23 protein-coding genes are annotated in these 24780 nt (G+C 63.9%); 7 read left to right on the top strand and 16 right to left on the bottom strand.

The features are described 5' to 3' along the window. Positions 1–25 precede the first annotated feature (25 nt). The 5 genes from QU595_RS28145 (at position 26) to QU595_RS28165 (ending at position 5804) form a co-directional block, all read left to right on the top strand. Entirely contained in the window at positions 26–1483 is a 1458-nt protein-coding gene (locus QU595_RS28145; protein WP_315928279.1) for a phospholipase D-like domain-containing protein, read from the top strand. Between the two features lie 126 nt (positions 1484–1609). Beyond that, a complete protein-coding gene (locus QU595_RS28150; RefSeq protein WP_315928281.1) occupies positions 1610–2443 on the top strand; it encodes an endonuclease/exonuclease/phosphatase family protein in 834 nt (277 codons plus the stop codon). Between the two features lie 212 nt (positions 2444–2655). Beyond that, positions 2656–3657, top strand: coding sequence for an ABC transporter substrate-binding protein (locus tag QU595_RS28155; RefSeq protein WP_315928283.1), 1002 nt, complete (start codon positions 2656–2658; stop codon positions 3655–3657). A gap of 214 nt (positions 3658–3871) precedes the next feature. After that, positions 3872–4759 carry a proline/glycine betaine ABC transporter permease gene (locus QU595_RS28160; protein ID WP_315928285.1) on the top strand — a complete coding sequence of 296 codons (888 nt, stop codon included), beginning with the start codon at positions 3872–3874 and terminating at the stop codon, positions 4757–4759. Then, complete coding sequence (locus QU595_RS28165; RefSeq protein ID WP_315928287.1) at positions 4752–5804, top strand: glycine betaine/L-proline ABC transporter ATP-binding protein; 1053 nt, start codon at positions 4752–4754, stop codon at positions 5802–5804. Before QU595_RS28160 ends, QU595_RS28165 begins: the two co-directional genes overlap by 8 nt. A gap of 59 nt (positions 5805–5863) precedes the next feature. Here QU595_RS28165 and QU595_RS28170 read toward each other — a convergent pair whose 3' ends face one another. Beyond that, a complete protein-coding gene (locus QU595_RS28170; RefSeq protein WP_315928289.1) occupies positions 5864–6295 on the bottom strand; it encodes an organic hydroperoxide resistance protein in 432 nt (143 codons plus the stop codon). A gap of 149 nt (positions 6296–6444) precedes the next feature. Between QU595_RS28170 and QU595_RS28175 the strand changes: the two genes are divergently transcribed. Further along, a complete protein-coding gene (locus QU595_RS28175) occupies positions 6445–6924 on the top strand; it encodes a MarR family transcriptional regulator (RefSeq protein ID WP_315928291.1) in 480 nt (159 codons plus the stop codon). A 74-nt stretch (positions 6925–6998) separates the two neighbouring features. Here the strand turns inward: QU595_RS28175 and QU595_RS28180 are convergent, their stop codons facing one another. The 15 genes from QU595_RS28180 to QU595_RS28250 all read right to left on the bottom strand — a co-directional run bounded on the left by QU595_RS28180 (position 6999) and on the right by QU595_RS28250 (position 22998). Beyond that, positions 6999–8192: a GGDEF domain-containing protein gene (locus tag QU595_RS28180; RefSeq protein WP_315928343.1), complete on the bottom strand. Its 1194-nt coding sequence runs from the start codon at positions 8190–8192 to the stop codon at positions 6999–7001. A 119-nt stretch (positions 8193–8311) separates the two neighbouring features. Beyond that, on the bottom strand, positions 8312–9589 hold the full coding sequence (locus QU595_RS28185; RefSeq protein ID WP_315928293.1) for an NAD(P)/FAD-dependent oxidoreductase: 1278 nt from the start codon (positions 9587–9589) through the stop codon (positions 8312–8314). 149 nt (positions 9590–9738) lie between these two features. After that, a complete protein-coding gene (gene ade, locus QU595_RS28190) occupies positions 9739–11457 on the bottom strand; it encodes an adenine deaminase (RefSeq protein WP_315928295.1) in 1719 nt (572 codons plus the stop codon). Between the two features lie 168 nt (positions 11458–11625). After that, a complete protein-coding gene (locus QU595_RS28195) occupies positions 11626–12450 on the bottom strand; it encodes a family 1 encapsulin nanocompartment shell protein (RefSeq protein WP_315928297.1) in 825 nt (274 codons plus the stop codon). Next, entirely contained in the window at positions 12447–13511 is a 1065-nt protein-coding gene (locus QU595_RS28200) for a Dyp-type peroxidase (protein ID WP_315928299.1), read from the bottom strand. Before QU595_RS28200 ends, QU595_RS28195 begins: the two co-directional genes overlap by 4 nt. Positions 13512–13635: 124 nt before the next feature. Continuing rightward, a complete protein-coding gene (locus QU595_RS28205; protein ID WP_315928301.1) occupies positions 13636–14163 on the bottom strand; it encodes a DUF1269 domain-containing protein in 528 nt (175 codons plus the stop codon). A gap of 124 nt (positions 14164–14287) precedes the next feature. Next, entirely contained in the window at positions 14288–14578 is a 291-nt protein-coding gene (locus tag QU595_RS28210; protein ID WP_315928303.1) for a chaperone modulator CbpM, read from the bottom strand. Further along, complete coding sequence (locus QU595_RS28215; RefSeq protein WP_315928305.1) at positions 14575–15477, bottom strand: J domain-containing protein; 903 nt, start codon at positions 15475–15477, stop codon at positions 14575–14577. The genes QU595_RS28210 and QU595_RS28215 overlap by 4 nt, the downstream gene beginning before the upstream one ends. Before the next feature lie 138 nt (positions 15478–15615). Beyond that, positions 15616–16314, bottom strand: coding sequence for a CDGSH iron-sulfur domain-containing protein (locus QU595_RS28220; protein WP_315928307.1), 699 nt, complete (start codon positions 16312–16314; stop codon positions 15616–15618). Positions 16315–16535: 221 nt separating this feature from the next. Beyond that, on the bottom strand, positions 16536–17933 hold the full coding sequence (locus QU595_RS28225; protein ID WP_315928309.1) for an FAD-binding oxidoreductase: 1398 nt from the start codon (positions 17931–17933) through the stop codon (positions 16536–16538). 33 nt (positions 17934–17966) lie between these two features. Further along, a complete protein-coding gene (locus QU595_RS28230; protein ID WP_315928311.1) occupies positions 17967–18773 on the bottom strand; it encodes an ABC transporter permease in 807 nt (268 codons plus the stop codon). Position 18774: 1 nt separating this feature from the next. Then, the gene (locus QU595_RS28235) at positions 18775–19608 is read right to left on the bottom strand and encodes an ABC transporter permease (RefSeq protein WP_315928313.1); all 834 of its coding nucleotides are present in this window, start codon (positions 19606–19608) and stop codon (positions 18775–18777) included. Positions 19609–19618: 10 nt separating this feature from the next. Continuing rightward, positions 19619–20734, bottom strand: a complete 1116-nt coding sequence (locus tag QU595_RS28240; protein ID WP_315928315.1) for an ABC transporter substrate-binding protein — start codon at positions 20732–20734, stop codon at positions 19619–19621. 66 nt (positions 20735–20800) lie between these two features. Continuing rightward, the gene (locus QU595_RS28245; protein WP_315928317.1) at positions 20801–21907 is read right to left on the bottom strand and encodes an ABC transporter ATP-binding protein; all 1107 of its coding nucleotides are present in this window, start codon (positions 21905–21907) and stop codon (positions 20801–20803) included. A 182-nt stretch (positions 21908–22089) separates the two neighbouring features. Then, positions 22090–22998 (bottom strand): LysR substrate-binding domain-containing protein, encoded by a 909-nt coding sequence (locus tag QU595_RS28250; RefSeq protein WP_315928319.1) that lies wholly within the window; start codon positions 22996–22998, stop codon positions 22090–22092. Positions 22999–23158: 160 nt separating this feature from the next. On the opposite strand from QU595_RS28250, the gene QU595_RS28255 reads away from it, so the two are divergent. Beyond that, positions 23159–24742 (top strand): amidohydrolase, encoded by a 1584-nt coding sequence (locus QU595_RS28255; RefSeq protein ID WP_315928321.1) that lies wholly within the window; start codon positions 23159–23161, stop codon positions 24740–24742. Positions 24743–24780 lie beyond the last annotated feature (38 nt).

Consider the following 24780-nt stretch of genomic DNA (forward strand, 5'->3'; position numbering starts at 1 on the left):
CGCGGACGATCCTCTAGGCCGCGCCATGTGGAGCTTCGTGCAAACCTACTGGCCCCATTTTCTCGCGATCCTGTCCGTCGTGGTGGCCGCCGTCGCCGCCGCCCATGCGGCAATGACGAAGGATGAAGTGCGCTCGGCCATCGGCTGGGTCGGCGTGATCGTCCTGTCGCCCATCGTCGGCGCGCTGATCTATGCCATCGCGGGAATAAACAGGATCAGGCGCGGTTCCATAGCCGCGGAAAGATCGGCAGCCGGCCATGAGATGCGCGAACATCCCAATTTCGACACGACCGACGATCTCGTCGGCGCGCGTTTCGGCGAAAGGTTCGTCGCCCTCAAGACCGTGGGAGACAGGATAACCCATCACAAGCTCACGACTTCAAACACCATCGACGTGCTTAAGACGGGCGACGAAGCCTATGCCGCCATGCTCGCCGCCATAGCGGGCGCCCGCCGCAGCATCCTGCTTGAAACCTACATCTTCGACCGCGATCCGATCGGCGTGCGCATCGCGGACGCCTTGATCCAGGCCTGCAAGAGAGGCGTCAGCGTAAGGGTGCTGATCGACGCGGTCGGTGCGCGCTATTCGGTCCCCAGCATCGTGGGCTATCTGCGGGAGGGCGGGGTTTCCACAGACGTGTTCAACGGCGCCATCATCATGGGATTGCGCCTGCCCTACGCCAATCTCAGGACGCATCGGAAAATCCTCGTGGTGGACGGGACCGCAGCGTTCATGGGAGGCATGAACATAAGGCAAGGCTTCACCGCCGAATTCGCCGGCGCCGGCAGCGCGCACGACACGCATTTTCATCTCAGGGGGCCGGTGGTCGGCGACATCTTCTCGACCGCGGCGGAGGACTGGTACTTCGCCAGCCGCGAGAGGCTGCAAGGCGACGCCTGGACGATCGAAGCCGCGGACGGCGAACCGGATTCACCGATCTTCGCGCGTGTCCTGCCTTCAGGTCCGGACGCCAGCCTCGAAGCCAATCACAAGATGCTGATGGGGGCCTTTTCCGTGGCGCACCGCTCCATCCGCATCATGTCACCCTATTTCCTGCCCGATCGCGAATTGATCAGCGCCCTGACCACGGCGGCGCGGCGCGGCGTGGAGATCGACATCGTCGTCCCCTCCGCCAACAATCTCGTTCTTGTCGACAGGGCCATGACGGCCCAGTTCGACCAGGTACTGAGAAGTTACTGCCGCGTCTGGCGCGCGAAAGGCGCCTTTGATCATTCCAAGCTGCTTTCGGTCGATTCCACCTGGGCCTTCGTCGGCTCCTCCAATCTCGATCCACGGTCCCTGCGGCTGAATTTCGAGATCGACCTGGAGGTGCTGGACAGAGCCTTCGCAAGCCGAATCGACGCACATATCGGCAGCGTGATCGACAAGGCAACGCAGGTCACATTGGCCGATCTGCGCGCCAGACCGTTCCCGATCCGTCTCGTGAACCGCATTTTGTGGCTGGGGTCGCCTTATCTCTGACAGATGTCGCCTGCAGGATCGTAAAACAGTTTGCATTTTTTGAGAGATTGCGCCGGCCTTCGCATTCTCTACGTACAAATTGCGGTATCACGTATAAAGTGGCGCTCCCGAAGAAGGGAAAGACATATGCAGAGATTGGCCGGCGGCGTTCCTTCCAGCATCCTCGAACGGATCCGCATGCGCAGGGAAAACCTCCAGCCGCCGACGCTGGTTCTCAATCCGCATCCGACCGGCATGCTCGTCGCCTCCTACAACGTGCACAAATGCGTCGGCACCGACGGCAAGTTCGATCCCGAGCGCACGGCGCGGGTGATCCGCGAGATCAATGCCGACGTCATCGCCCTGCAGGAAGCCGACAAGCGCTTCGGCGACCGCAACGGCCTGCTGGACCTCGAGCGGCTGGAGCGCGATACCGGCCTCGCCATCGTGCCGGTTTTCGGCAAGGCCAAGGCGCATGGCTGGCACGGAAACGTCGTCCTGTTCAGGCGCGGCACCGTGCGCGATGTCCACCAGATCAAGCTTCCGGGCCTGGAACCGCGCGGCGCGATCGTTGCCGAGATCGAACCGGAAGCCGGCAGGGCCATCAGGATCATAGCAGCGCATTTCGGCCTGTTGCGCCGCTCGCGCACCCATCAGGCGCGCACCATCTTCGACATCATGAAGGCCGACGGGATTCCGACCCTGCTGCTGGGCGATCTCAACGAGTGGCGCCTCAACGACCGCTCCGCCCTGAACGCGCTCGACAGCGCCTTCGGCCCCCTGCCCGCCGCGGTGCCCAGCTTCCCCTCGCGGTTGCCCCTACTGGCACTGGACCGCATCATCGCGAACCGGAACGACATTCTCTCCCCGGTGACGGTGCATGACACGCCTCTGGCGCGCGTGGCATCCGATCACCTGCCCATCAAGGCCGTCGTGGACCTGTCCTCCGCGCTGGGAGCGGGCGACCGCCAGGCGGCCTGACGGCCGGCCGCGGCACCACTTCGCCGCGCCATTCCGCGACAAACCGTCCTAAATCAAGCCGCGTCGCAAGCAGGCAATGATTCGTCGCGTGCAGGCAATATCCGAAGCGCCGCGACCTGTTGGCTTGTGGCATAGCTGTCTGCATCCAGAAATTGTCCCCGGAAGCGGAGAGCGGAGCGGAAACCATCATCGAACAATCGGGAGGAACATATATGCAGAAACTTCTTGCCTCGGCCGTCTTCGCCGTGGCGCTGGGCGGGTTCGCAGGCGCCGCGTCGGCCGCCGAGTGCGGCGACGTCACCATCGCCAACATGAACTGGCAGTCAGCCGAAGTGCTGGCCAACATCGACAAGATCATCCTGAACGCAGGTTACGGTTGCAAGGCCGATCTCGTGGTTGGCGACACCGTGCCGACCCTGACCTCGATGACGGAGAAGGGCGAGCCGGACGTCGCACCGGAAGGCTGGGTCGACCTGCTGCCCGATGTCGTGCATCGCGGCATCGCCGACAAGAAGCTGGTTTCGACCGGCCAGGCGCTGTCCGACGGAGCGGTGCAGGGTTGGTGGATCCCCAAATACATCGCCGACGCCCACCCCGACATAAAGACCATTCCGGATGCGCTGAAGCATCCCGAACTGTTCCCCTCGCCGGAGGATTCCTCCAAGGGCGCGGTGTTCAACGGCCCGCAAGGCTGGGGCGGCACGCTTGTCACGGGCCAGCTTTTCAAAGCCTATGACGCGGAAAAGGCCGGCTTCGTGCTGGTAGACACCGGCTCGGCCGCCGGGCTCGACGGCTCGATCGCCAAGGCCTACGAGCGCAAGCAAGGCTGGATGGGCTACTACTGGGCGCCGACCGCCATCCTCGGCAAGTACGAGATGGTGAAGCTCGACTACGGCGTGCCCTACGACGCCGCTGAATGGAAGCGCTGCAACACCGTGGCCGACTGCGCCGATCCGAAGCCGAACGAATGGCCGAAGGACCATGTCGAGACGCTGGTGACGACCAAGTTCGCCGAGCGCGCCGGTCCGGCCATGGACTATTTCAAGAAGCGCACCTGGTCGAACGCCACCGTCAACAAGCTGCTCTCCTGGATGACCGATAACCAGGCCACCGGCGAGGAAGGCGCAAAGCATTTCCTCAAGGAGCAGCCCGACGTCTGGACCCCATGGGTCTCGGCCGACGTCGCCGAAAAGGTCAAGAAGGCGATCGAGTAAGGATCGCCGTCTCTTCAACCGGAAGCGGCGGTTTACCGCCGCTTCTCTTTTTGGCCGACGCGGATCGCCCTTGGCGGATGGCTTGCAACAGCGCCCCCGCTGACGTTCAATCCCTTCGGAGCGCCGTTTCGATCCTTTCCGGCCAGCGAAGGCCGGCCTGGCGCCCGCCTCGGCACACATGCCTGCAGCCCCGCATGGAGACAGACAAAAAGCGATGGACTGGCTTCTGAGTTTTCCGCATTTGAACGACGACTTCCTTCGCGCGCTGAAGAAGAGCATCGACGAGGGTTTCAGGACCTTCACGCGCGCCTATGGCGACGGCATCGAATCCTTCTTCGACCCGCTGCAATATTTCCTCATCCATTCCGAGCGCTTCATGACCAACACGCCCTGGCCGATCATCCTGGCCCTGGTCGCCTTGATCGCCTGGTTCGCGACACGCAGTTGGAAGATCGTGGCCGGTTCGCTGCTGACGCTGGTGGTGATCGGCCTGTTCGACATGTGGGACGACACGATGAAGACCATCTCGATGATCTTCGTCTGCACGGTGTTGTCCATCATCATCGGCATTCCGATCGGCATCGCCATGTCCCGGTCCGACAGGTTGCAGAGCATGATCAACCCGGTGCTCGACGTGATGCAGACCATGCCGAGCTTCGTCTATCTCATCCCGGTGGTGATGCTGCTCGGCATCGGCAAGGTGCCGGGCCTGATCGCCGTCGTGATCTACGCCATCCCGCCGATGATCCGCCTGACCAATCTCGGCATAAGGCTGGTGGACAAGGACGTGCTGGAAGCGGCGGACGCCTATGGCTCGTCGGGCTGGCAGAAGCTGAAGAACGTGCAGATGCCGCTGGCACTGCCCACCATCATGGCCGGTGTCAACCAGACCATCATGATGGCGCTGGCGATGGTGGTCATCGCCTCCATGATCGGCGTGCAGGGGCTGGGCCAGCCCGTGCTGAAGGCCATCGCCAACCAGTATTTCACGCTCGGCGTCTTCAACGGGCTTGCCATCGTCGGCATCGCCATCATCTTCGACCGCGTCAGCCAGGCCTACGGCAAGCGCCTGCAGCGCCATCTCGAGGTGGTCCATGGCTGAGGCGCAGAAATCATTCGGCATCGAGGTCCGCTCGCTCTACAAGATCTTCGGCCCGTCGGATGCGGCCGCAAGGGCGGTCGAGCTGGTCAGGCAGGGCATGAGCAAGGCCGACCTCAACGCCAAGCATGGGCTGGTGCTCGGGCTCAAGGACATCAACATCTCGATGCCCGGCGGCGCGATCCAGGTGATCATGGGCCTGTCCGGCTCGGGCAAGTCCACCCTCATCCGCCATATCAACCGCCTCATCGATCCCACCGCCGGCCAGATGCTGGTGGGAGGCGCCGACGTGGTGAAGATGAACGACAAGGAGCTGCGCGAATTCCGCCGCAACCAGACGGCGATGGTGTTCCAGAAATTCGCGCTGCTGCCGCATCGCACCGTGCTCGACAACACGGTCTACGGGCTGGAGGTGCGCGGCCTGCCGCGCGAGAAGCAAGTGAAGGAGGCGATGCGCTGGATCGAGCGCGTGGGGCTGTCCGGCTTCGAGAACCGCTATCCCAACCAGCTCTCGGGCGGCATGCAGCAGCGTGTCGGGCTCGCGCGCGCGCTCACCAACGATGCGCCGATCCTTTTGATGGACGAGGCGTTCTCCGCCCTCGATCCGCTGATCCGCATGGACATGCAGACCGTCCTGCTCGATCTCCAGAAGGAAATCCGCAAGACCATCGTCTTCATCACCCACGACCTCGACGAGGCCTTGCGGCTCGGGGACCAGATCGCGATCCTGCGCGATGGCGAGATCATCCAGCAGGGCACGGGGCAGGACATCGTGCTGCGCCCCGCCAACGATTACATCGCCAAGTTCGTCAAGGAGGTGAACCGTGGTCGCGTCGTGCATGTCGAGGCGATCATGGAACGCGGCCCGGCGCCCGGCGGCCGCGAAATCCCGGCCTCGACCGTACTAGACGACGCCGCACGCCTGCTGCTGGCCAACGGCGGCGACCGCTTGAGCGTCGTCGACGAAAGCGGCCGGCCGATCGGCTCGGTCGGGCTGGAGCAGATCGCCGCCGCAATGGTGGGCGAAGAAGAGCCCGGGACCACGTAAGCGCAACCGCGCTTCCGCCGCTCCGTGCCTCGTGCGCGGAGCGGCGGCAGGTCGATCAATCAGGCGCGCGTGGTCGTCTTGATGTCCACGCTGGCCTTGATGGCGTTGGAATATGGGCAGATGCCATGGGCGGTCTCGACCAGCTCTCGGGCATCCGCTTCAGCCATGCCGGGCAGGTAGACATCGAGTTCGGCGGTGATTCCGAAGCCGCCTTCCGAACGCGGGCCGATGCCGATGGTCGCCGTGACAGTCGAGCCCTCCGGGACCTTCAATTTGGTCTGGGTTGCGGCGACGCGCATCGCACCGAGGTAGCAGGCGGAATAGCCGAGCGCGAACAGCTTTTCCGGGTTCGCCCCGTCTCCGCCGGGGCCGCCGAGCTCCTTGGGAACGACCAGCTGCAAATCGAGCGTGCCATCGGCCAGAGCCGTTCGGCCGTCGCGTCCGCCTCCGCTCGCAGTGGCCGAGGTCTTGTATTTTGCGTCTACCGACATCGCTTTCTCCATCCTTAGGTTGAACCCTGATTTTGCCGGTTCGCCCGCACATCAAAATATCGTGAGCGATAAAATCGCAGCCGATCTAAATTACCGGGCGCGGCTTGTCAACGCTTGCGATCTTATCGCCCGCGATATAAATTCCGTGCATGAAAGCCCAGCCGCCCGCATCACCGGATATCTCCGATCTGGACAGTTTCCTGTGCTTCGCGATCTACTCCGCGGGCCTGGCCTTCAATCGCGTCTATCGCCGGCAGTTGGACCGCCTCGGGCTGACCTATCCCCAATATCTGGTCATGGTCGCCCTATGGCAGGAGGACGACGTGACGATCGGGCATCTGGGGGAGCGGCTGTCGCTGGACACAAACACGCTCACGCCGATGTTGAAACGGCTGGAAGCGATGGGGTTGTTGACGCGAAGGCGCGACAGCGCGGACGAGCGGCGTGTGCTGGTTTCATTGACCGACAGGGGCCGGTCAATCCGGACAGATGCCCGCGACATCATGCGTTGCATCGTCGAGGCGACCGGTCTGTCGGACGATAAACTGGCCGGCCTGACCAAGGAGATGCAGGTATTGCGGCAGCGGCTCGAGCAATATGCCGAACGGCAAGAGGACCGCCGATCCTAGCGAGCCCTGTTATTGCGGACTTCATGGCAACGATGTCCCGAACGACTCCAGACAAAGCTGCCGCGCGCGAGGAATTACGCCACCGCCTGTAATTCGGTGGCGACGCGGTCGCGACCGGTGTTCTTGGCACGATAGAGCGCAGTATCGGCTCTATGGAGGACGCTCTCGAAGCCTTCGTCCGGCGAAGCGCAGAAGCCTATTCCCGCGCTGGCCGTACCTCTGACAGCTCCTTTTGCCGTTTCCACCGGCTGTGCCGCGAACGCGGCCCTGATGCGTTCTGCGGTGGAAGCGGCTACCGCTGGGGGAGCCTTGCGCATCACCAGAACGAATTCCTCTCCGCCCATCCGGGCGATCAGGTCCCCTTGCGCCGAGTTTTGACGCAGCGCCTGCGCGAACCCGCAAAGCACCCGGTCGCCTGCATGATGCCCGAACTGGTCGTTGATGGATTTGAACCCGTCCAGGTCGAAGACGACGACGGCATCGCCCGGACACAGGCTGTCGGATGCCAGATTGTCGAACAGCGCCCGGCGGTTCAGCAATCCGGTCAACGCATCGGTCTGTGCCTCGAGTCGATGGCGGCGGGCAACCCTGGACTGATTGAGGCCTAGCGACAATGCACCGATGCCGGTTATGCCGGCGATGGACATGATGGCGTTGAAATGTTCCGCCCAGTTGTCGGGCCGCTGTTCCAGCACCCAGCTGCCGCTGCGGAACAGCATGAACCCGCAGGCCAGGAACGACAGCGCCGACAGCATGTAAAGCAGCGTCACACCCGTGATGCAGGCAGGCGCTTCCGAACGTACGCCCCAATATTGCAGCGCCGTCATGGCCAGAAGCAGCGCCGCCAGAACGTTGTAGAACGCGATCCCCAGCCCGTTGAAGCCCAGTGCGATGGGCACGCCCACCGGAAGCGCTAAAGTTATGCTGAGAACCGTCGTTGCGATCCATCGCTGCTGCTTGCCGGCAAAAAGCCGCGCGGCCACGTAGATGGCAACGAAACCGACGATCTCGACGGTGAAGGCTATGGTCACCGGAACCGGCAGCCCGGGCGACATCGTCGCGTAAAGAATGACGCCGCCCCCCAAGAGCACCATGCCCAGCATCCAACCGATGAGGAAGCTATCCATTCTGTTCTGAAGCCACATGCTCAGCATCGTCAAAGCCAATGCCGTTGCGCATATGCCGGCCGCAAAAAACAGAGTATCCGGATCGAACCCCATCTTGCCCGCCCCCTTGCCTTCCATGCCCGATTCCGTTTCGTAGCACATCGCTGCCGATATCAGGTTTCCGAGTGGAATCGAGGTGAACGGAGAGTAAGCGTTCAGCCGCCCTTTTCCGTAAGCCCAGTTGCGACCCGGCGACCCATTTTTTGCCGGCCGTGCGCCGCTCAGGTCTCGTGGACCTTGCCGGTCCTGCCCTGCGTGATGAGCCGGGCGCTGCGCTGGCCGGTGAAATAGATCCAGAGCCAGCTCAGAGCGACTGCCAGGCGGTGGCGCATGCCGATCAGGAAGTAGATGTGAGCGAAGCCCCAGAGCCACCAGGCGAAGCGTCCCATGAACCTGATCCAGCCGAAATCCACGACGGCTGCTCGCTTGCCGATGGTCGCGAGGCTGCCGGCATCCTTGTAGCGGAAGGGCGGCAACGGATCCCGCCCGTCCAGCCGGGCTTTGATCGTATCGGCCACGTAGCGGCCTTCCTGCTTGGCTGCGGGCGCTATGCCGGGAACCGTTTTCCCGTCCGCCATGTCGACATGGACGGTATCGCCGATTGCGAAGATGTCCGGCTGCCCCGGAACCGTCAGATCCGGCTGCACGATGAGGCGCCCGGCACGGTCGGCCGCCGCGTGAAGCCATTCGGCCGCCGGTGAGGCAGCCACCCCCGCCGCCCAGATGATGGTTCTCGCCGCGAGATGTTCGCCGCCGGTCTCGACACCTTCGGCCGTGCAATCGGTGACCGGCCGCCCGAGCCTGACTTCCACGCCGAGCTTTGTCAGCGCACGCTGCGCATAGGCCGAAAGGTTCTCGCGAAAACCGGCAAGCAAGCGGGGGCCGGCTTCGACGAGGACGACCCGCGCGTCGCGCGTATCGATGTTGCGGAAATCGCTGCGCAGCGTGTCCCGGGCCAGTTCCGCGATCGTACCGGCCAACTCGACGCCGGTGGGCCCGCCGCCGATGACCACGAATGTCAGCAATGCGCGGCGCGCGGCCTTGTCAATCGCGCGCTCGGCTTCCTCGAAAGCGGTGAGAATCCTGCGCCGGATCGCGGTGGCGTCCTCGATGGTCTTCAGGCCCGGCGCATAGGGTTCCCATTCGTCATGACCGAAATAGGCATGCCTTGCGCCCGTCGCCAGGACCAGAATGTCGTAGGAGACGGTGGCGCCGTCCTCCAGCAGGACCCTTTTCTCCCGGCTGTCCACGCCCACCACCCTGCCAAGCAGAGTGGTCACGTTCTCGTAGCCACGCAGCAGGGAACGGATCGGCCACGCGATTTCCGAGGTCGCCAGCGACGCCGTGGCGACCTGGTAGAGCAGAGGCTGGAACAGATGGTGGTTGCGCCGGTCGATCACCGTGATGCGAACCGCGGTCCTTACCAATCGCCGCACGGCTTCCAGGCCGCCGAAACCGGCGCCGACGATGACGACATGATGCGCCGAGCCCGTCGTCATTCAGCCCTCCGGTCACGCCGCGGCAAGCGAATTTCCGCCATGCCGCTTGCGGTCCGTAGCGGTCCTCGCCAGGCGTCCTGTTCCAGCTTGCGCATCGTGCGGATATTTGTGCACGATCCCGCGTGTGGCGCCAGACGTTCCGGTAAAGGTCAGCCTTCGATCAGTTCGAACCGGTCCACATCGACCAATCCCTTGTCGGTGAGCTTGAGGTGGGGGATCACCGGCAGCGGCAGGAAAGCGAGTTGCAGGAACGGCTCCTCGAGCTGCGAACCGAGCGCTGCCGCCGCCTCCCGCAGATGATGCAGCTTCTCGCGAACCTGCTCGTATGGATCGTGACTCATCAGTCCTGCGATCGGCAGGGCGATTTCGGCGAGCACCTTGCCGTCCTGCACCACCACGAAACCGCCTTCGATTTCCCCCAGCCGGGCAACAGCCGTCGCGATGTCGGCGTCCGAGACGCCAACGGCGCAGATATTGTGGCTGTCATGGCCGACGGTTGAGGCGATCGCACCGCTCTTCAGTCCGAATCCGTGCACGAAACCGGCCGCGACATTGCCGGTCTTGCCGTGACGCTCCACCACCACGGCCTTGATCACATCGCGCCCGGGGTCGATATCGAAGGCGCCGTCCCGCACCGGCAAGGACAGGTCGAGCCTGTCGGTGACGATGCGGCCCGAAACCACGCCGATGACCGGCGTGGTGGCCGCATTGCGCGCCGGCACGCGGAAATCCGCCGCGGTCACGGAGCGCGCCTTGACGCTGCGGCGGCCGACCGGGGCGACCGCGCGCCGTGCGGCGAAAAGCTCATCGGTCACCACACGTCCGGCCGAGAGCACCGTTTCGGCGTGACAACCCTCCAGATTGTCTATGACCACCAGGTCGGCGCGCCAGCCCGGCGCCACCAGCCCGCGGTCGGAAAGCCCGAAGGCGCGCGCACCGGAGATGGATGCGGCACGGTACACGGCGAGCGGCTCCACCCCGCCCGCAATGGCCGTGCGGATCATGTAGTCGAGATGGCCCTGCTCGGCGATGTCGAGCGGATTGCGGTCGTCGGTGCACAGCGCGAGAAACGGCGAGTTGCGCTCCGTGATGATCGGCATCAGCGCCTTGAGGTCCTTCGACACGGAGCCTTCGCGCACCAATATATGCATTCCCTTGCGCAGCTTCTCCAGCGCCTCTGCGGCCGTCGTCGCCTCGTGCTCGGTGCGGATGCCGGCAGCCAGATAGCCGTTCAACCCGTAGCCGCCGAGAAGCGGCGCGTGCCCGTCTATGTGGCGGCCCTGGAAGGCTTCCAGCTTGGCCATGCAGACCGGGTCCTTGGCCAGCACACCGGGAAAATTCATGAATTCGGCAAGGCCGATCACTTTGGGATGGCTGGCGAAAGGCAGCAGGTCCTCGATGCGCAGCTCCGCGCCCGAGGTCTCCAGATGGGTCGCCGGTACGCAGCTCGAAAGCTGCACGCGGATATCCATGACGGTTTCGCCGACGCTGTCGAGGAAGAAGCGGATGCCCTCCACCCCCAGCACATTGGCTATCTCGTGCGGATCGCAGATCGCGGTGGTGATGCCGAGCGGCAGAACGCAGCGGTCGAATTCGTGCGGCGTGACCAGCGAGGATTCGATATGCAGATGCGTGTCGATGAAACCGGGCACGACGATGCGGCCGGAAATGTCGATTTCGCGGACGCCCTTGTATTCGGCGCAGGTGCCGACGATGCGATCACCGCAAACAGCGATGTCGCCCGCCACCAGCTCGCCCGTCACGAGATCGAAGAAGCGGCCGCCTTTCAGCACCAGGTCGGCAGGCTCCCTGCCTGCGCCCTGGTCGATCATGCTCTCCACCGAAACGCGTGTTCCCGAACCTGCCATGCCGCACCTTCATTCCATCGTCGGTTGTGTCGCGCCGAAATACGGCACCCGGCGCGGAGCGTTCCGGTCGAAAGCGACGAACACCGCAACCAGGCGCCGCCGGGTCACCCGTTATCTACATCTGCAAGCCTAACGCTGCACGCGCGATTTCGGCACCCCCAATTGCCCTTACTTCGCGCCGGGCGCGGTCGCTTCCGCAGACGACAGCACGACGGCGGCCTCGGTGGTGAGCAGCCGGAACGTGAAGCTTTCCTGGAAATACAATTCGACGGTCGTGCTGGAATGGCTGAGATAGCCGATCGAAATGTCTTGTCCGACATCCAGTTCGAAATCGCCGCCGCGGGTCGTCATCACGAACCCGCCCTCGATGGCCGGCGCCCAGACGATTCCGCCGTCGACCAGGCGGTCCAGATGGTGGAGGATGGGGTAGCCGCCTTCGTTTCCACCGCTGGCGGCGGTGTAAGCGTCGGCACCCAGCACGAGCGCGTAGGGGCCGTTGACGCCGGCCAGGCGCAACTGGCTGACAGCCTGCGCGACAGCCATGGGATAGGCGCTGACATCGGCGGGAAGCGCAACCCCGGCATTGCTGCTGCCTTCCCGGATTCCCTGGATGGCGGCGGCGGCATATCCATCGAACACGGCCCGGTCTTCGGCGAACGCGATCTTGCGCGCCGCCTCCTTGACCGGCGACCAGTCAGAATCCGTGGCGCCGCGTTCGACATCATCGATCTGCTGCCGCGACAGCTGGAACGGGACACGCAGTTCGACGAGCGCCTTCACGTCCCGCTGCAGCGACTGGATGCCTTCTGCCGGTGCTGTAATTTCCCTGACATGCCCCGTGTTCGCGGCGGAATAGTCCACGCCTTTTGGGCCGACGACATCGACGACGCGCCGTGCCGCCAGATAGCGCTTGAGAGTGCGGGAGGCCTCCTCTTCGATTTCCGCCCAGGCCGCGTCGGAGATGGGAGCCAGCTCCCGGTGGAGGTTATTCATTGTCCAGCCTCATTCTTCAAGGAACCAATTCTAAGTGAACCGTCGCCCGGCAAAGGCCGCGGTTTCTCCGCCGCTTCGGGTTCGCCCGCCGTCCGATCCGCCGCCATCGCTGGCGCACCGTCGGCCGCGACATTGTCCAGGAAGGTTGCCGTCGGCACGAAAAACAGCGTTCCCGTCACCGCGCGACTGAAATCGAGCAACCGGTCATAGTTCCCCGGCGGCTTGCCTATGAACATGTTGTCGAGCATCTGCTCTATCCGGCGCGGGGAGCGGGCGTAGCCGATGAAATAGGTGCCGAATTCGCCTTTGCCCACGTCGCCGAACGGCATGTTGTCGCGCAGGATTTCAAGCTGCTCGCCGTCTTCGACGATCGTGGTCAAGGCATTGTGGGCGAAGCTCGGCTTCACCGCATCGTCCAGTTCGATATCGGACAGCTTTTTCCTGCCGATGATATTCTCCTGCGTTTCGATCGGCAGCATGTTCCAGCCCTTCAGATCGTGCATGTATTTCTGCACGATCACGTAGCTGCCGCCGGCAAACGGCGCGTCCTCCTCGCCGATGATGGCGGCGTTGAAGGCGGCCGGACCGGAAGGGTTTTCGGTGCCATCGACGAAACCGATCAGGTCGCGGTCGTCGAAATAGTTGAAGCCATGCACCTCGTCCGCCACGGCGACCGCGCCATCGAGCCGCGACATGACCTGGGTCGCAAGCTCGAAGCACAGATCCATCCGGGTGGCGCGGATATGGAAGAGGATGTCCCCCGGCGTCGAGACGGCATGGTGCACGCCGTGGATTTCACGGAAGGGATGCAGATCCTTGGGCCTAGGCGCCCCAAACAACCGGTCCCAGGCCTCCGAGCCGAACGACATGACGCATGAGAGCTGCCCTTCGAGATCCCGAAAGCCCACGGCCCGCAAAAGCGCCGAAAGGTCTGCGCACAGGCCGCGAACGGTTGCCTCATGTTCCGGTGCGGGGTTGATCGTCAAGACAAGAAAGATCGCCGCCTTCGTCAGCTTCGCTTCAACGGGCTGCGAGATGGCAGACAACAGACCTGTGTCCATGTTCCCCCGCTCAATCCTTTATCGAAAAGATGCTACCGGCCGGCAGGCCGCAATACCAGATGCCAATGGCGCATGATGTCATAGGACGCCGCTTGGCCGCTACGTTCTTGCGGCCAAGCCGGGCTCAGGCTTTGGGTTCCTCGGCGGGCGCGGAACCACTGATACCGGGCGATGCCGCCAGCGCGTCGCGGAGGGCCTGTTCCTTGGTATGGTCGAGCGACGTCCTGAGCACGGTGCCGCCGGTACCCTTGATGGCGTCCAGCACCTTGTCGGCCGTCATGCTGCGAATGAGAATGAACAGTGCCGCATTACCGGGCTGAAGACTTGCCGAAAGCTCCTTCATGAACTCGTCATTGATGCCGACATCGGTAAGGGCGCCGGCAAGCGCGCCCGACGCGGCGCCGAGCGAGGCGCCCAGGAGCGGCATCAGGAAAATGGCGCCGACCAGAAGTCCCCAGAAGCCACCCGAAACGGCGCCCGCCGCCGTCGTGTTCATCAGTTGGATGAGCTTCACCCGGCCGTTGTCCTGCTTTACCGCGATCACGGCGTCGGAAAGCTCCATGAGATATTCCTTCTGCAGGTTCAACAGCTTCTGCCTCATCTCCTCGGCTTTTGCTTCGGTGGGATAGACGATGACGACCAGATCGGACATTTGGAGTCTCCTTGGCAGGTTGAAGATTGTCGAAGCCTCGTGGAAGGCTGACATTTCCGGGAAGCCCATTGTTAGGTCTTGTTCGATCTCCCATGTTTGACTTCGATCAACCCCTGACGCCCCATCATTCCGGCTTCCGCAAGTCCGCGATATCGTTGCGCAACTGCTCGAGCGCGCGGCGCATGCCGTGGAGTTGGTCGACGAGATGGAGAATGACGCCGATGCCTTCGTCGTTGGCGCCGAGATCGCGCTTGAGTTCCTGAATGAAATGGACGCGCGCGACATCGATCTCGCTGAAGCGCGGCCCTGCCGAAGTTTCTTCGGGAACGAGCCATTCCTGTTCGAGCCACAGTTCCAGCGTGTGCACCTGCAATCCCGAAGAGGTCAGGAACTCCTGCTTGGTCAGTCTCATCATCGCCTGTCCTCGCGCGGATTGAAGGCCTTGCCATTGGCCCAGTTCGACACGAACGTCTCCAGTTCCGGATCCGGCGATTTCGGCAGGACGATCTTCAGTCTGACGAACTGGTCGCCATGCCCCCCGCCCCGGCGCGGCGCTCCCTTCCCTTTAAGGCGGAGCGTCGTTCCGGTGTTCGATCCCTTGGGCACCGCCATGGTGACGTCGCCGGTCGGGGTCGGGACACGGATCTTTCCACCCAGAACAGCCTCGGAAAGCGAAATCGGCATTTCGAGGGTGATGTCATCGCCCTCGCGCGTGAAGCGGCGGTCCGGCAGGACTTCCACCTCGATCAGCGCGTCGCCCGGGCCTCCGGTGCCCATGCCGGGTACACCCTTGCCCTTGAGGCGCAATGTTTGGCCGTCCACCAGGCCGGGCGGTATCTTGACGTCGAGCGTGCTGCCGTCCGGTAATGTCAGGCGCTTGTTGGCGCCGGTGATCGAGTCCACGAAATCGATCGCCAGGCGATAGTGCATATCCTGGCCGCGCCGGTTGGCGCGGGCGCGCTGGCTGCGCCGCAAGATTTCCGCGAACGCGTCCTCGCCATCCATGAAATCGGCAAAGCCGGAGGCATCCGCATAGGGATGCTCCTGCCCTGCGGAAGCGTATTCACGATAATAATGATGCTGCGGCCGTTCCGCTCCCGTCGCGTCGATCTCGCCGGCATCGAAACGCTTGCGCTTCTCCGCGTCTCCAAGCAGATCGTAGGCGCCGGCGACCTCCTTGAATTTGTCCTCGGCCGATGTGTCTCCCGGATTGAGGTCCGGATGCAATTTCTTGGCAAGCTTGCGATAGGCGCTTTGGATTTCGGCGGCCGAAGCCGTGGGGGCGACGCCAAGAACTTCGTAGGGATTCTTCACAAACCGACCTCATCGCGCTCTGGTTGCGCAAGAATTTCACACTCGGTGCCCGCATGAAACCCCTTGGGTCGCTGGCTTCGAGGGAGCCGAACAATCCGGCATTTTTGCGGGACGGCACCGCCCGCGAACGCCGGCACGCTATTTCGATTTCGCCTGGAATTTGATTGCCGCATGCGTTCCGTCGCAGAACGGCTTGTTGCTGGACTCGCCGCAGCGGCAAAGCGTCATGCGGTTGCGCACCTCGTATTCCTCTCCATCGGCCGACACCAGGGCAATGCCGCCGCGTACCCAGATCGGCCCGCTGCAGCCCTGCGCCGGATCTTCCACGAAACCGATCGAGGGTTCGAGTTCCGGTTCCAGCGCCTTGCCCGCCTCCTTGTCCCAGACGACAAGCCGGCCCGCCGGACAATTCTGCACCTGGCGGACGAACACGGCGCGCACTTCCGGGTCCGCCGTGTCGGCCACCTCGTTCCAGACCTGCCCGTTGGGATCGCAAAAGCGTCCGAACGCACACAGGCTTTCCACATCCAGGAGCGCCAGCGAGGGGCCGTCGAACTCCTGCGCCCGTTCGAGATAGGGCGTCCGGTCGGCCGTCTCCGTGCCATCGAAGCCGATCTTCACGTGGGTACCGTCGCAGAATGGCTTCTTTCCTGAGTGGCCACAGCGGCAGAGCCAGAACTTCGCTCCCGCCGAGGGCAGATCCTGACCGATCCAGTTTTGCGACTGGCCTTCAGCGTCGGTTCCGATGGTCTGCTGGGAAAGCGGCACCTCGCCGGTCACGAGATACGGGCCGTTGCGCGTGACGGTGATGCGCATGGTTCTGGCGGCATGTTTCATCGACGATCTCCCTTCCTGGTAACATCGCTGGAGCCCCGCGCCATTATAACAATCGCAATCCGACCCGGGCGCAATCGTGCCATGCACCGTCGAGGCATGGCAACCCGGTTCAATTGCTGGGCGTCATTCGACCTGTTTCATGTCGCCGTCTTGCCGGTCTCGACCCGCCATGGCAGGGCCTCAGAGTCTTGAGCTTGAGATCACATGGCCAGATTCCGACCTTAGGGTCGTGGTCCGATGATCTTGCCGGGATTGAGAACGTCTGACGGGTCCAGCAATTCCTTGATGGCGCGCGCCAGTTGCTGCTTGACCGGATCTGCATGGCGTTCATAGGCATCGCGCTTGTCGAGGCCCACGCCATGTTCGGCCGAGAACGACCCGCCGATTTCCCGCAACCCGGCATAGAGAACGTCTTCGATCGCCCTGTAGCGTTCGCGCGACGGATTGTCGGCGTTGATCGAGATATGCAGGTTGCCGTCGGCCAGATGGCCGAAGACATAGGGAGAATAGGCCGCATCGAGAGCCTTGAGGCCCTCGCCGATGCGGGCGACATAGGCATCGATCGCACCGCCCGGGACCGAGACGTCGAAGGACGGCGGGTGATTGTGCATGCGCTCGATCATCTCGGTTTCTTCGCGCAGCCGCCAGATGGTTCGCGCCTGTTCCACCGAACCGGCGACCAGTCCGTCGATAATGCCGGTCTCTTCCCAGATCGAGGACAAGCCCTCTTCCAGCGCGCCGGCGGCGTCTTCGGCCGTTTCCGCGGCCAATTCGAGTGCGAGCAGGCATGGCGCTTCGAGCGGCAGCTTGGCGGGTTCGATGCCCAAGATACGGGCCATGGCCGCCGCGAATCCCTGCCACATGATCTCCGCGGCGCGCAGGCTCACGCCGGTCATGCCGAGGAAATGGCTGACGATGCGCTGGGCGCTGGCGGCGTCCCTTGTCCCGACCAGGGCCGTGGCCGGCACACCGCCGACAGGATCGAGGCGAACCACGGCGCGCGTGACGATGCCCAGCGTGCCTTCCGCCCCGACGAACAGGTGCTTGAGGTCATAGCCGGCGCTGGTCTTGAGCACGCGGGTCAGATCACGGAACACGCTGCCGTCCGGCAGCACGACCTCCAGGCCGAGCAGACGGTGGCGCATGGTGCCGTTTCGAAACGCCATGATGCCGCCGGCGTTGCTGGAGATCATGCCGCCGATGGTGCAACTGCCGCGGGCGGCGAGGTCGATGCCCGGGTCGAGCCCGTGACCCGCCGCAGCCTCCTGCAGCACGGCAAGCGGCGTCCCGGCCTGAACGACGGCAACACGGGCGAGCGGGTCGATCTCCTCGATCCGGTTCATCGCGCCAAGGTCGCAGATGATCTGGCCGGCGCTGGTCACCGCGCCGCCGGCAAGGCCGGTGCGTCCGCCTTGGGCCACCAGGGAAAGCCCTTTTTCAGCGCAAAAGCGCACAAGCGCCGCCACCTCCTCAACGCTTTTTGGGCGCACCAGCGCTTCCGCGCCGAAATTGCGATCGTCGAAACCGGGATCGCGGCTGGCAAGCTCGGCCCGATCCCAGACGGCCGCGCCGCCCGCCACGTTGCGCAGTTCGGCGAGAAGGTCGCTACGGCCGCTCATGTTCTTCATCCCGTTAGGTCCAGCCGACGGGCGTCAGGAACTTCCGCACGCCCGGCGATAGACGATACGCGCCGTCAGCACCGTCACCGTGATCAGGATCAGGATCACCGAGATCGCGGCGATTGCAGGATCGATATTGTCGCGCAGGCCCATCCACATCAAGCGCGGCAAGGTGATGGCGTTGACACTGGTGATGAACAGCGTGACGCCGATTTCCTCCCAGGAGAGCACGAAGGACAACAGCCACGCCGTCAGTATGCCGAACTTGATGTTCGGGATGATGACCTTGGTGGCTCTTTCCCAAGTGGTCGCGCCAAGGCCGCGCGCGGCGAGATCGATGCGCCGGTCGACCTGGCTGAGCGAGACAAGGATCAGCACCACCGCGAACGGCACGGTCACGACGACATGCGCCAGCACAACCCCTGGCCACGTGTCGTAGCCGACGAAGCTGCCGATGCCGGAAAGCGAGGTCAGAAGGAAATAGAGGGTGATCGCCGACACCACCGGCGGCACGATCATCGGCAAGAGCACGAAGCCGACCAGCACGGCGGCGAAGCGCGGCCGGAACATCCAGATGCCGAGGCTGAAGGCGAGCGCGAACAAGGTCGCCACCGTACTGGAGACGATGCCGACGCGCAGGCTGAGCAGGATGCTGTCCAGCCAGCGCGGGTCCTCGATCAGCGTACGGTAGTGCCTGAGCGACAGCGCCCCTGTCGGCATGGACAGCATGCGCGAGGGCGTGAGCGATACCGGCACCACCGCCAACAGCGGCATCAGCAGGAAGACCGCCACCAACAGCGCGACGAACAGCGCGACGGGACCTGGACGATAGCCACTCATCTCAGCCTGCCATCTGCGAGGGTTTGAGATAGCGGAACAGCGCCGCCGTGAGCAGGCCGACGATCACGACCAGGGTGATGCTGATGGCCGCGCCGAGGCCCCAGTCCGGGCTCTGGAAGATGCGCAGATAGACCAGTTCCGCCACCATGACGCTGCGCCCGCCGCCGAGGATCGCCGGGGTGACGAAGAAGCCGAGCGCGAAGACGAAGACGATCAGCGCCGCTCCGATGATGCCGGGCATGGTCATGGGCACGAACACCGACCAGAAGATGCGCGTGCGGCTGGCCCCCAGGCCGCGCGCGGCCAGCAGCACGCGCTCGTCCAGCGCGCGCATGGCCGAGGCGATGGGGAATACCGCGAAGGGAATGAGGAAATGCGTCATGCCGACCACGACGCCGAACTCGTTGCGCACGAGCGCGAGCGGCTCGCCGAGAATGCCGGTTGCGCGCAGCCAGGTGTTGATGAGACCCTGGTTGGACAGCAGCGCCACCCAGCCGAAGGCGCGCGTCAGCACCGAGATCCAGAACGGCACGAGGATGCAATATTCCGCCGCCAGCCGCTGGCCGGGCGTGCCGCGTACCCAGATGTAGGCGATGGCATAGGCAGCGGCCACTGCCGCCACCGTCACCAATGCGCAGATGCGGGCAGTGCGCACGAACACCGACTGCACCAGCGGGTCGGTGAGCAGCGCCTTATATTGGCCGAGCCCCGGCTCGGGCAGCGTGAAGCTCCATTTCACCACGCCGAGGAAGGGTATGCCATAGGCAAGTGCGAGGAAAAGTAGCAGCGGCGCCAGAAGCAGCGCCGCGCCGATATTGCTGGAGCGACCGAGCATGCGCCGGGGCTCAGGCAGAGATGATCTTGGTGTATTCGTCGAGCGCCGGCCCGTAGTGCTCGGCGTACCATTCCATATTGAGCGGAATCTGCTTGCTCATATTGGCGGGATCGACCGGGTTCAGCCGCTTCTTGTCGTCGGGGATCAGCGCGTCGGCGGCAGGGTTGGCAGGTCCTTGTCCGAGCATGTCGAACATGATGAGCTGCTTTTGCGGGTCCTGCGCGCTGGCGATGAACTTCATTGCGGTGTCGCGGCCGCCGGGATTGCCCTTGATGACCGCCATCGCTCCGGGCGACAGCAGGCCCTCGTCCCAGATGAACTTGATGCGGCCGCCCGAATCCTGCTCGATCAGCGAGGCGCGGGTGGACCAGATCAGGGCCATCGAGGCTTCGCCGTCCAGAAGCAGGGACTGGCTTTCCGAACCGCCGCCCCAATAGGCGACGACGTTTTCCTTGAACGCCGCGATCTTGTCGTGCGCGCGCTTGAGATCTAGCGGATAGAGCTTTTCCGGCGCCACGCCGTCGGCCAGAAGTGCTGCCTCCCACATGGCGCTGCCCCACTTGTAGAGCGAACGCTTGCCGGGAAACTTCTTCACGTCGAAGAAGTCGGCCATGGTCTTGGGAGCCTGATCGCCATATTTCTCCGAATCGTAGGCGATGACGTAGGAGAAGAAATAGGAGGACGCGGCGTAGTCCCAGCCGAAGCCCTTGCGCATCTTGTTCTTGTCGACGACCTTGTAGTCGATCTCCTCCATCATGCCCTGCTTGCCGAGCGTGATGGCCGAGAACGGATCGGCATCAACGATGTCCCAGCTCGGCGCGCCGCTCTTGAACTGCGCGGTGATGGCGCCTTCGGTCGGACCGGAGCCGTCCTGCTTGACCGGAATGCCGGTCTCCTTCTCGAACGGCTGGCCGTAGGCCTTGTCATAGGCGGTGACGGCATCTCCGCCCCAGTTGACGAAGACGAGCTGCTTGGCCGCGGCCGACGCGCGTGTGGCCTTGAGCGCCAGCGGCGCTCCGGCCAGCAGCATGGCTGCGAGCTGCGTGAAATGGCGGCGGGTGATATCGCCCCGTTTCACCTTCTCGGCGAGGATTTCGAGGCAGTCTTTCTGAAACGCGTCATCCATGGTGTTTCCCCTGTCTTTTCGTTGAGACGTCTTGTGGTTCGATGCTCGCCTGCCTGGCCTGTTCGCCTAGCTCGGTGTCGGCAGCAGGAAGCCCCGTTCGGCGGGCCAGGTCAGCCATACGGAATTGCCATTGCCCAGCGCATGCTGCGCCGTCTCGGTGGGCACCGAGACGGTGACCTTGGCGCCGCCGCGCGTCATCAGTTCCAGTCGGGTCGCCGAGCCGAGATAGGTGGACGAAGTCGCCGTGGCGGCGATGGCGTTCTCGTAAGGGCCGTTTTCCTGCGGCACCGGCTCGTGCGCGACCGTCATGTGCTCGGGTCGGATCGCCAGAACGGCATCGCCGCGAACATTGCCGCCGCCGGCGCGCAGGGCGATCTCGCGATCTTCGCACAACCCCCTCACCCCGCCTTGGTCGGAGCGGATGTCGCGCAACGGCAGCATGTTGATCTCGCCGAGGAATTCGGCCACGAACCGGTTGCCGGGGCGTTCGTACACGTCCTGTGGCGTGCCGACCTGAAGAAGTTCGCCATGATTGAAAATGGCGACGCGCGAGGACAGCGCCAGCGCCTCGCTCTGGTCGTGCGTGACGAAGACGAAAGTGGTGCCTGTCTCCTCGTGCAGGCGCTTCATTTCCGCCTGCATCTGGCCGCGCAGGCTCTTGTCCAGCGCCGAGAAAGGCTCGTCGAGCAACAGCACGCCCGGTTCGAAGGCGAGCGCCCGTGCCAGTGCCACGCGCTGCTGCTGGCCGCCGGAAAGTTTTGACGGCAGCTTGTGCTCGTGGCCTTTCAGGCCGACCCGCTCGACCATTTCGGCGACACGGCGCTTGATCTCCTGTTCGGGCTTGCGCCGCACCTTGAGCGGAAAGGCGATGTTGGCTGCGACGCTCATGTGCGGGAACAGGGCATAACCCTGGAAAACCATGCCGGCCTGGCGCTGCTCCGCCGGCCGGTCGGTGACGTCCACGCCGTCGCTGAACAATCGCCCTTCGCTGGGGCTTTCGAAACCGGCGAGGATCATCAGGAAAGTGGTCTTGCCGGAGCCGGAGGGCCCAAGCAGCGTCAGGAACTCGCCGCGGCCGATATCGAATGAAAGGTTCTTCAGCGCCTGGAAGGAGCCGAAGCTCTTGCCGATGCCGACCGCCTTGATTTCCGCTGCCTGCCCGGCCTGCTGCATACGCTCAACCTCACCTCTCGGCAAAAAGCGTAAGCGCGAGGCGAACTCACGGCAACCGAATTATTTTCGTCATATTTGCAAATTTGATTCACCATTCCGCGACAAGCCGGGAGCCGGTGTGACGCGCAGGCGGCGCGGCGGCCTTGCTGTCGGCAATCGAGCCACCCGCAGAACCGCCCTGATTATCCGTAGGTCCCGCGCACTTCGACCGCCGCGTTCGTGAGGTTGGAGCGCAGCCAGTCGCGGAATGCGGGCAGCACCGGATGGTCCGACTTCGCCAGATCCACGACCAGATAATAGGAGCGGGGCGAGCGTATGCCGATATCGAAAGGCCTTACCAGCCGTCCTTCGCTCAGTGCCTTGTGCCCGGTGAGTTCGTCGCCCATGGCGATGCCCTGGCCTGCGATGGCGGCCGAGAAGACGAGGTTCATGTCGGAGAAGAATATGCCGCCGGCAGGATCAGCGTTTTCCACCTTGGTCAGCGACAGCCAGCGCGCCCAGTCCTCGAAATCATTGAGATGCAGGAGATGGGTGCGCAGCACGTCGGCCGGCTTGGACAGGCCCCCTATCCTGTTCAGCAGGCTCGGGCTGCAGAGCGGCGTGAACTGCACATCGCACAGCAGTTCCACGCTGCGGTTCGGCCAGTTGCCGTCGCCGAAGGCGATGAAGGCGTCCACGTCGGGGTTGCTCACGTCGTCCAGGCGCCTCGGCGTCAGGATGGACAGCGCGACATCGCGATACATCTCCTGGAACGCCGCGATATGGGTGCAGAGCCACAGCGAGGCGAAGCCCGGCGTGCAACTGATGCGGAATGAACCGCCGATGCCGCCGTTGCCATATTGTGCGCCGGCATCGCCCAGCATCGTCAGCGCCTTGTGCACGTCATGCGCATAGCGCCGCCCCCGTGCGGTCAACGCCACGCCCTTGCCGACACGTTCGAGCAGGTCGAAGCCCAGATCGCGTTCGAGAAGCCGCAACTGGTGGCTGACGGCGCTGCGGGTGAGGTGCAGTTCGTCCGCCGCACGCCACACGCTGCCGTGCCGCGCGAAACTGTCGAGCGCGCGCAGCGCCTGTGTCGATGGTACCCGCAACTGCTTCTCCGTGTTCTGGTGAATGGAATTTGCACGAAACGGTAAAACATATCACTTTTTGCGCAAGCGTTTCACTGGTTTCCTCTCGGACGAACGGAATGCGGACCTTGTCCGCTCCGGCCTCAAACTTCGCAGCGATCGAGAGGAACGACGGATCGAAATGACCAGGAATATCGCCGAGGAAACCGCCACGCGCTGGGTGGACGAAAACGCCGCCGACCTGTCCAGATGGACCAGCGAGATCTGGCACAAGGGCGAGACTGCCTGGCGCGAGTACGAGTCCGCGGCCTGGTATGTCGAGCGGTTGCGCGCCGAGGGCTTTGAGGTCGAGGAAGGCTCGGGCGGCATGCCGACCGCCTTCGCGGCGAAATGGACGAACGGCAAGGGCGGCCCGGTCATCGCTTCCTATGCCGAATATGATGCCGTGCCGGGCAATTGCCAGGCGGCAAGCACCGTCAGGCAGCCGCGCGAGGGCTTGAATGAACATGCCGGCGGCCACACCGATCCGCATTCGGCGCTCGGCATGAGCGCTTTTGGCGGCCTGCTCGCCGCCAAGGCGGCCATGCAGGCGCATGACATTCCGGGAACGCTGAAATTCTTCGGCGAGCCGGCCGAGAAGGTGCGCGGCTCCAAGCCGATCCATGCGGCCAAGGGCTATTATGACGGCCTCGACGCCATGATCAGCTTCCACCCCTGCTACATGCTGCCGCTGTGCAACACGGTGAACTGGGACACGCATTGCGGCGCGGCCTATGCGATGGTCTACCGCTTCGTCTGCGACGAGCCGGAGACATGGCTGAAGCGCGCCGACGGCCTGCCCATCCCGCAGGCGCACAGCGCCGTGCGCGCGCCGGGCGCCAACGACGCGCTGTTCTATATGTACAACGCCTCCAAGGCCCTGCGTGATTCCATGCTGCCGCATATGGGCGGCTGGTCGATCAGCGAGGCGATCCTGACGGCCGGGCAGGCAACAGCCGACAATTTGCCGGCGCGGCTGGCCGAAATCCAGTACATCATCCGCGTGCCGACCGTGGAGATGGCCGAACAAGCCACGCTGATCCTCGACCGCAACGCCGAAGCCGCCGCCCGGCTTGCCCATTGCCGCGTGGAAAAAATCTGGGTGTCGAAGTCGCGCCCGGGCCTTGCCAACCATGTCATGGCGGAGCTGGTCTATGGCAAGCTCGCCGCCGTCGGCGCGCCGAAATGGGGCGAAAATGCCAAAAAAATCGCCCGTGAGATCCAGTCCAATCTGGGGCTGGAGCCGATGGCCGAGCCCTTCCTGCCCGATTGCGAGAAGCTGGTGACCCCTCAGGAAGCCGAGCGCATCCTGCGACAGGACCTGCCCCCGTCGCAGATCAACTACACCTCGGACGACTACACCGACATGTGCTGGCACGCGCCTACCGCGCGCCTTTACATCGCCCGTCCGATGCTCACAGGCCCGGCAGGCTATGCCTATCCCGATTGGGTGATGAACGCCCTGGGCGGCATTCCCGAAACCATCGATCCGATGGTCATCTGCGCTTCGAAGACGGTCGCCCATTCGATGCTCGAACTGATACAGAATACCGGCTTGCGCGACGCCGCCCGCAAGGAGTTCGAGGAGCGCACCGGCGGCGGCGTTGGCGGCACGAACTGGATACCGCCGCTTGCCGACTACGAGGCGCCGATCGGGCTGCGTTGGCCCGAATATGTCACCACCGTACGCGGCCGCGAATGGTGGATCCCGAGCGCCGGCTACTGAGCCGGCACTCAACGTTCCTTTCTGGCAGGTAGCTTACC

It is taken from the genome of Mesorhizobium sp. SP-1A (assembly GCF_032460275.1).
Lineage (GTDB): Bacteria > Pseudomonadota > Alphaproteobacteria > Rhizobiales > Rhizobiaceae > Mesorhizobium.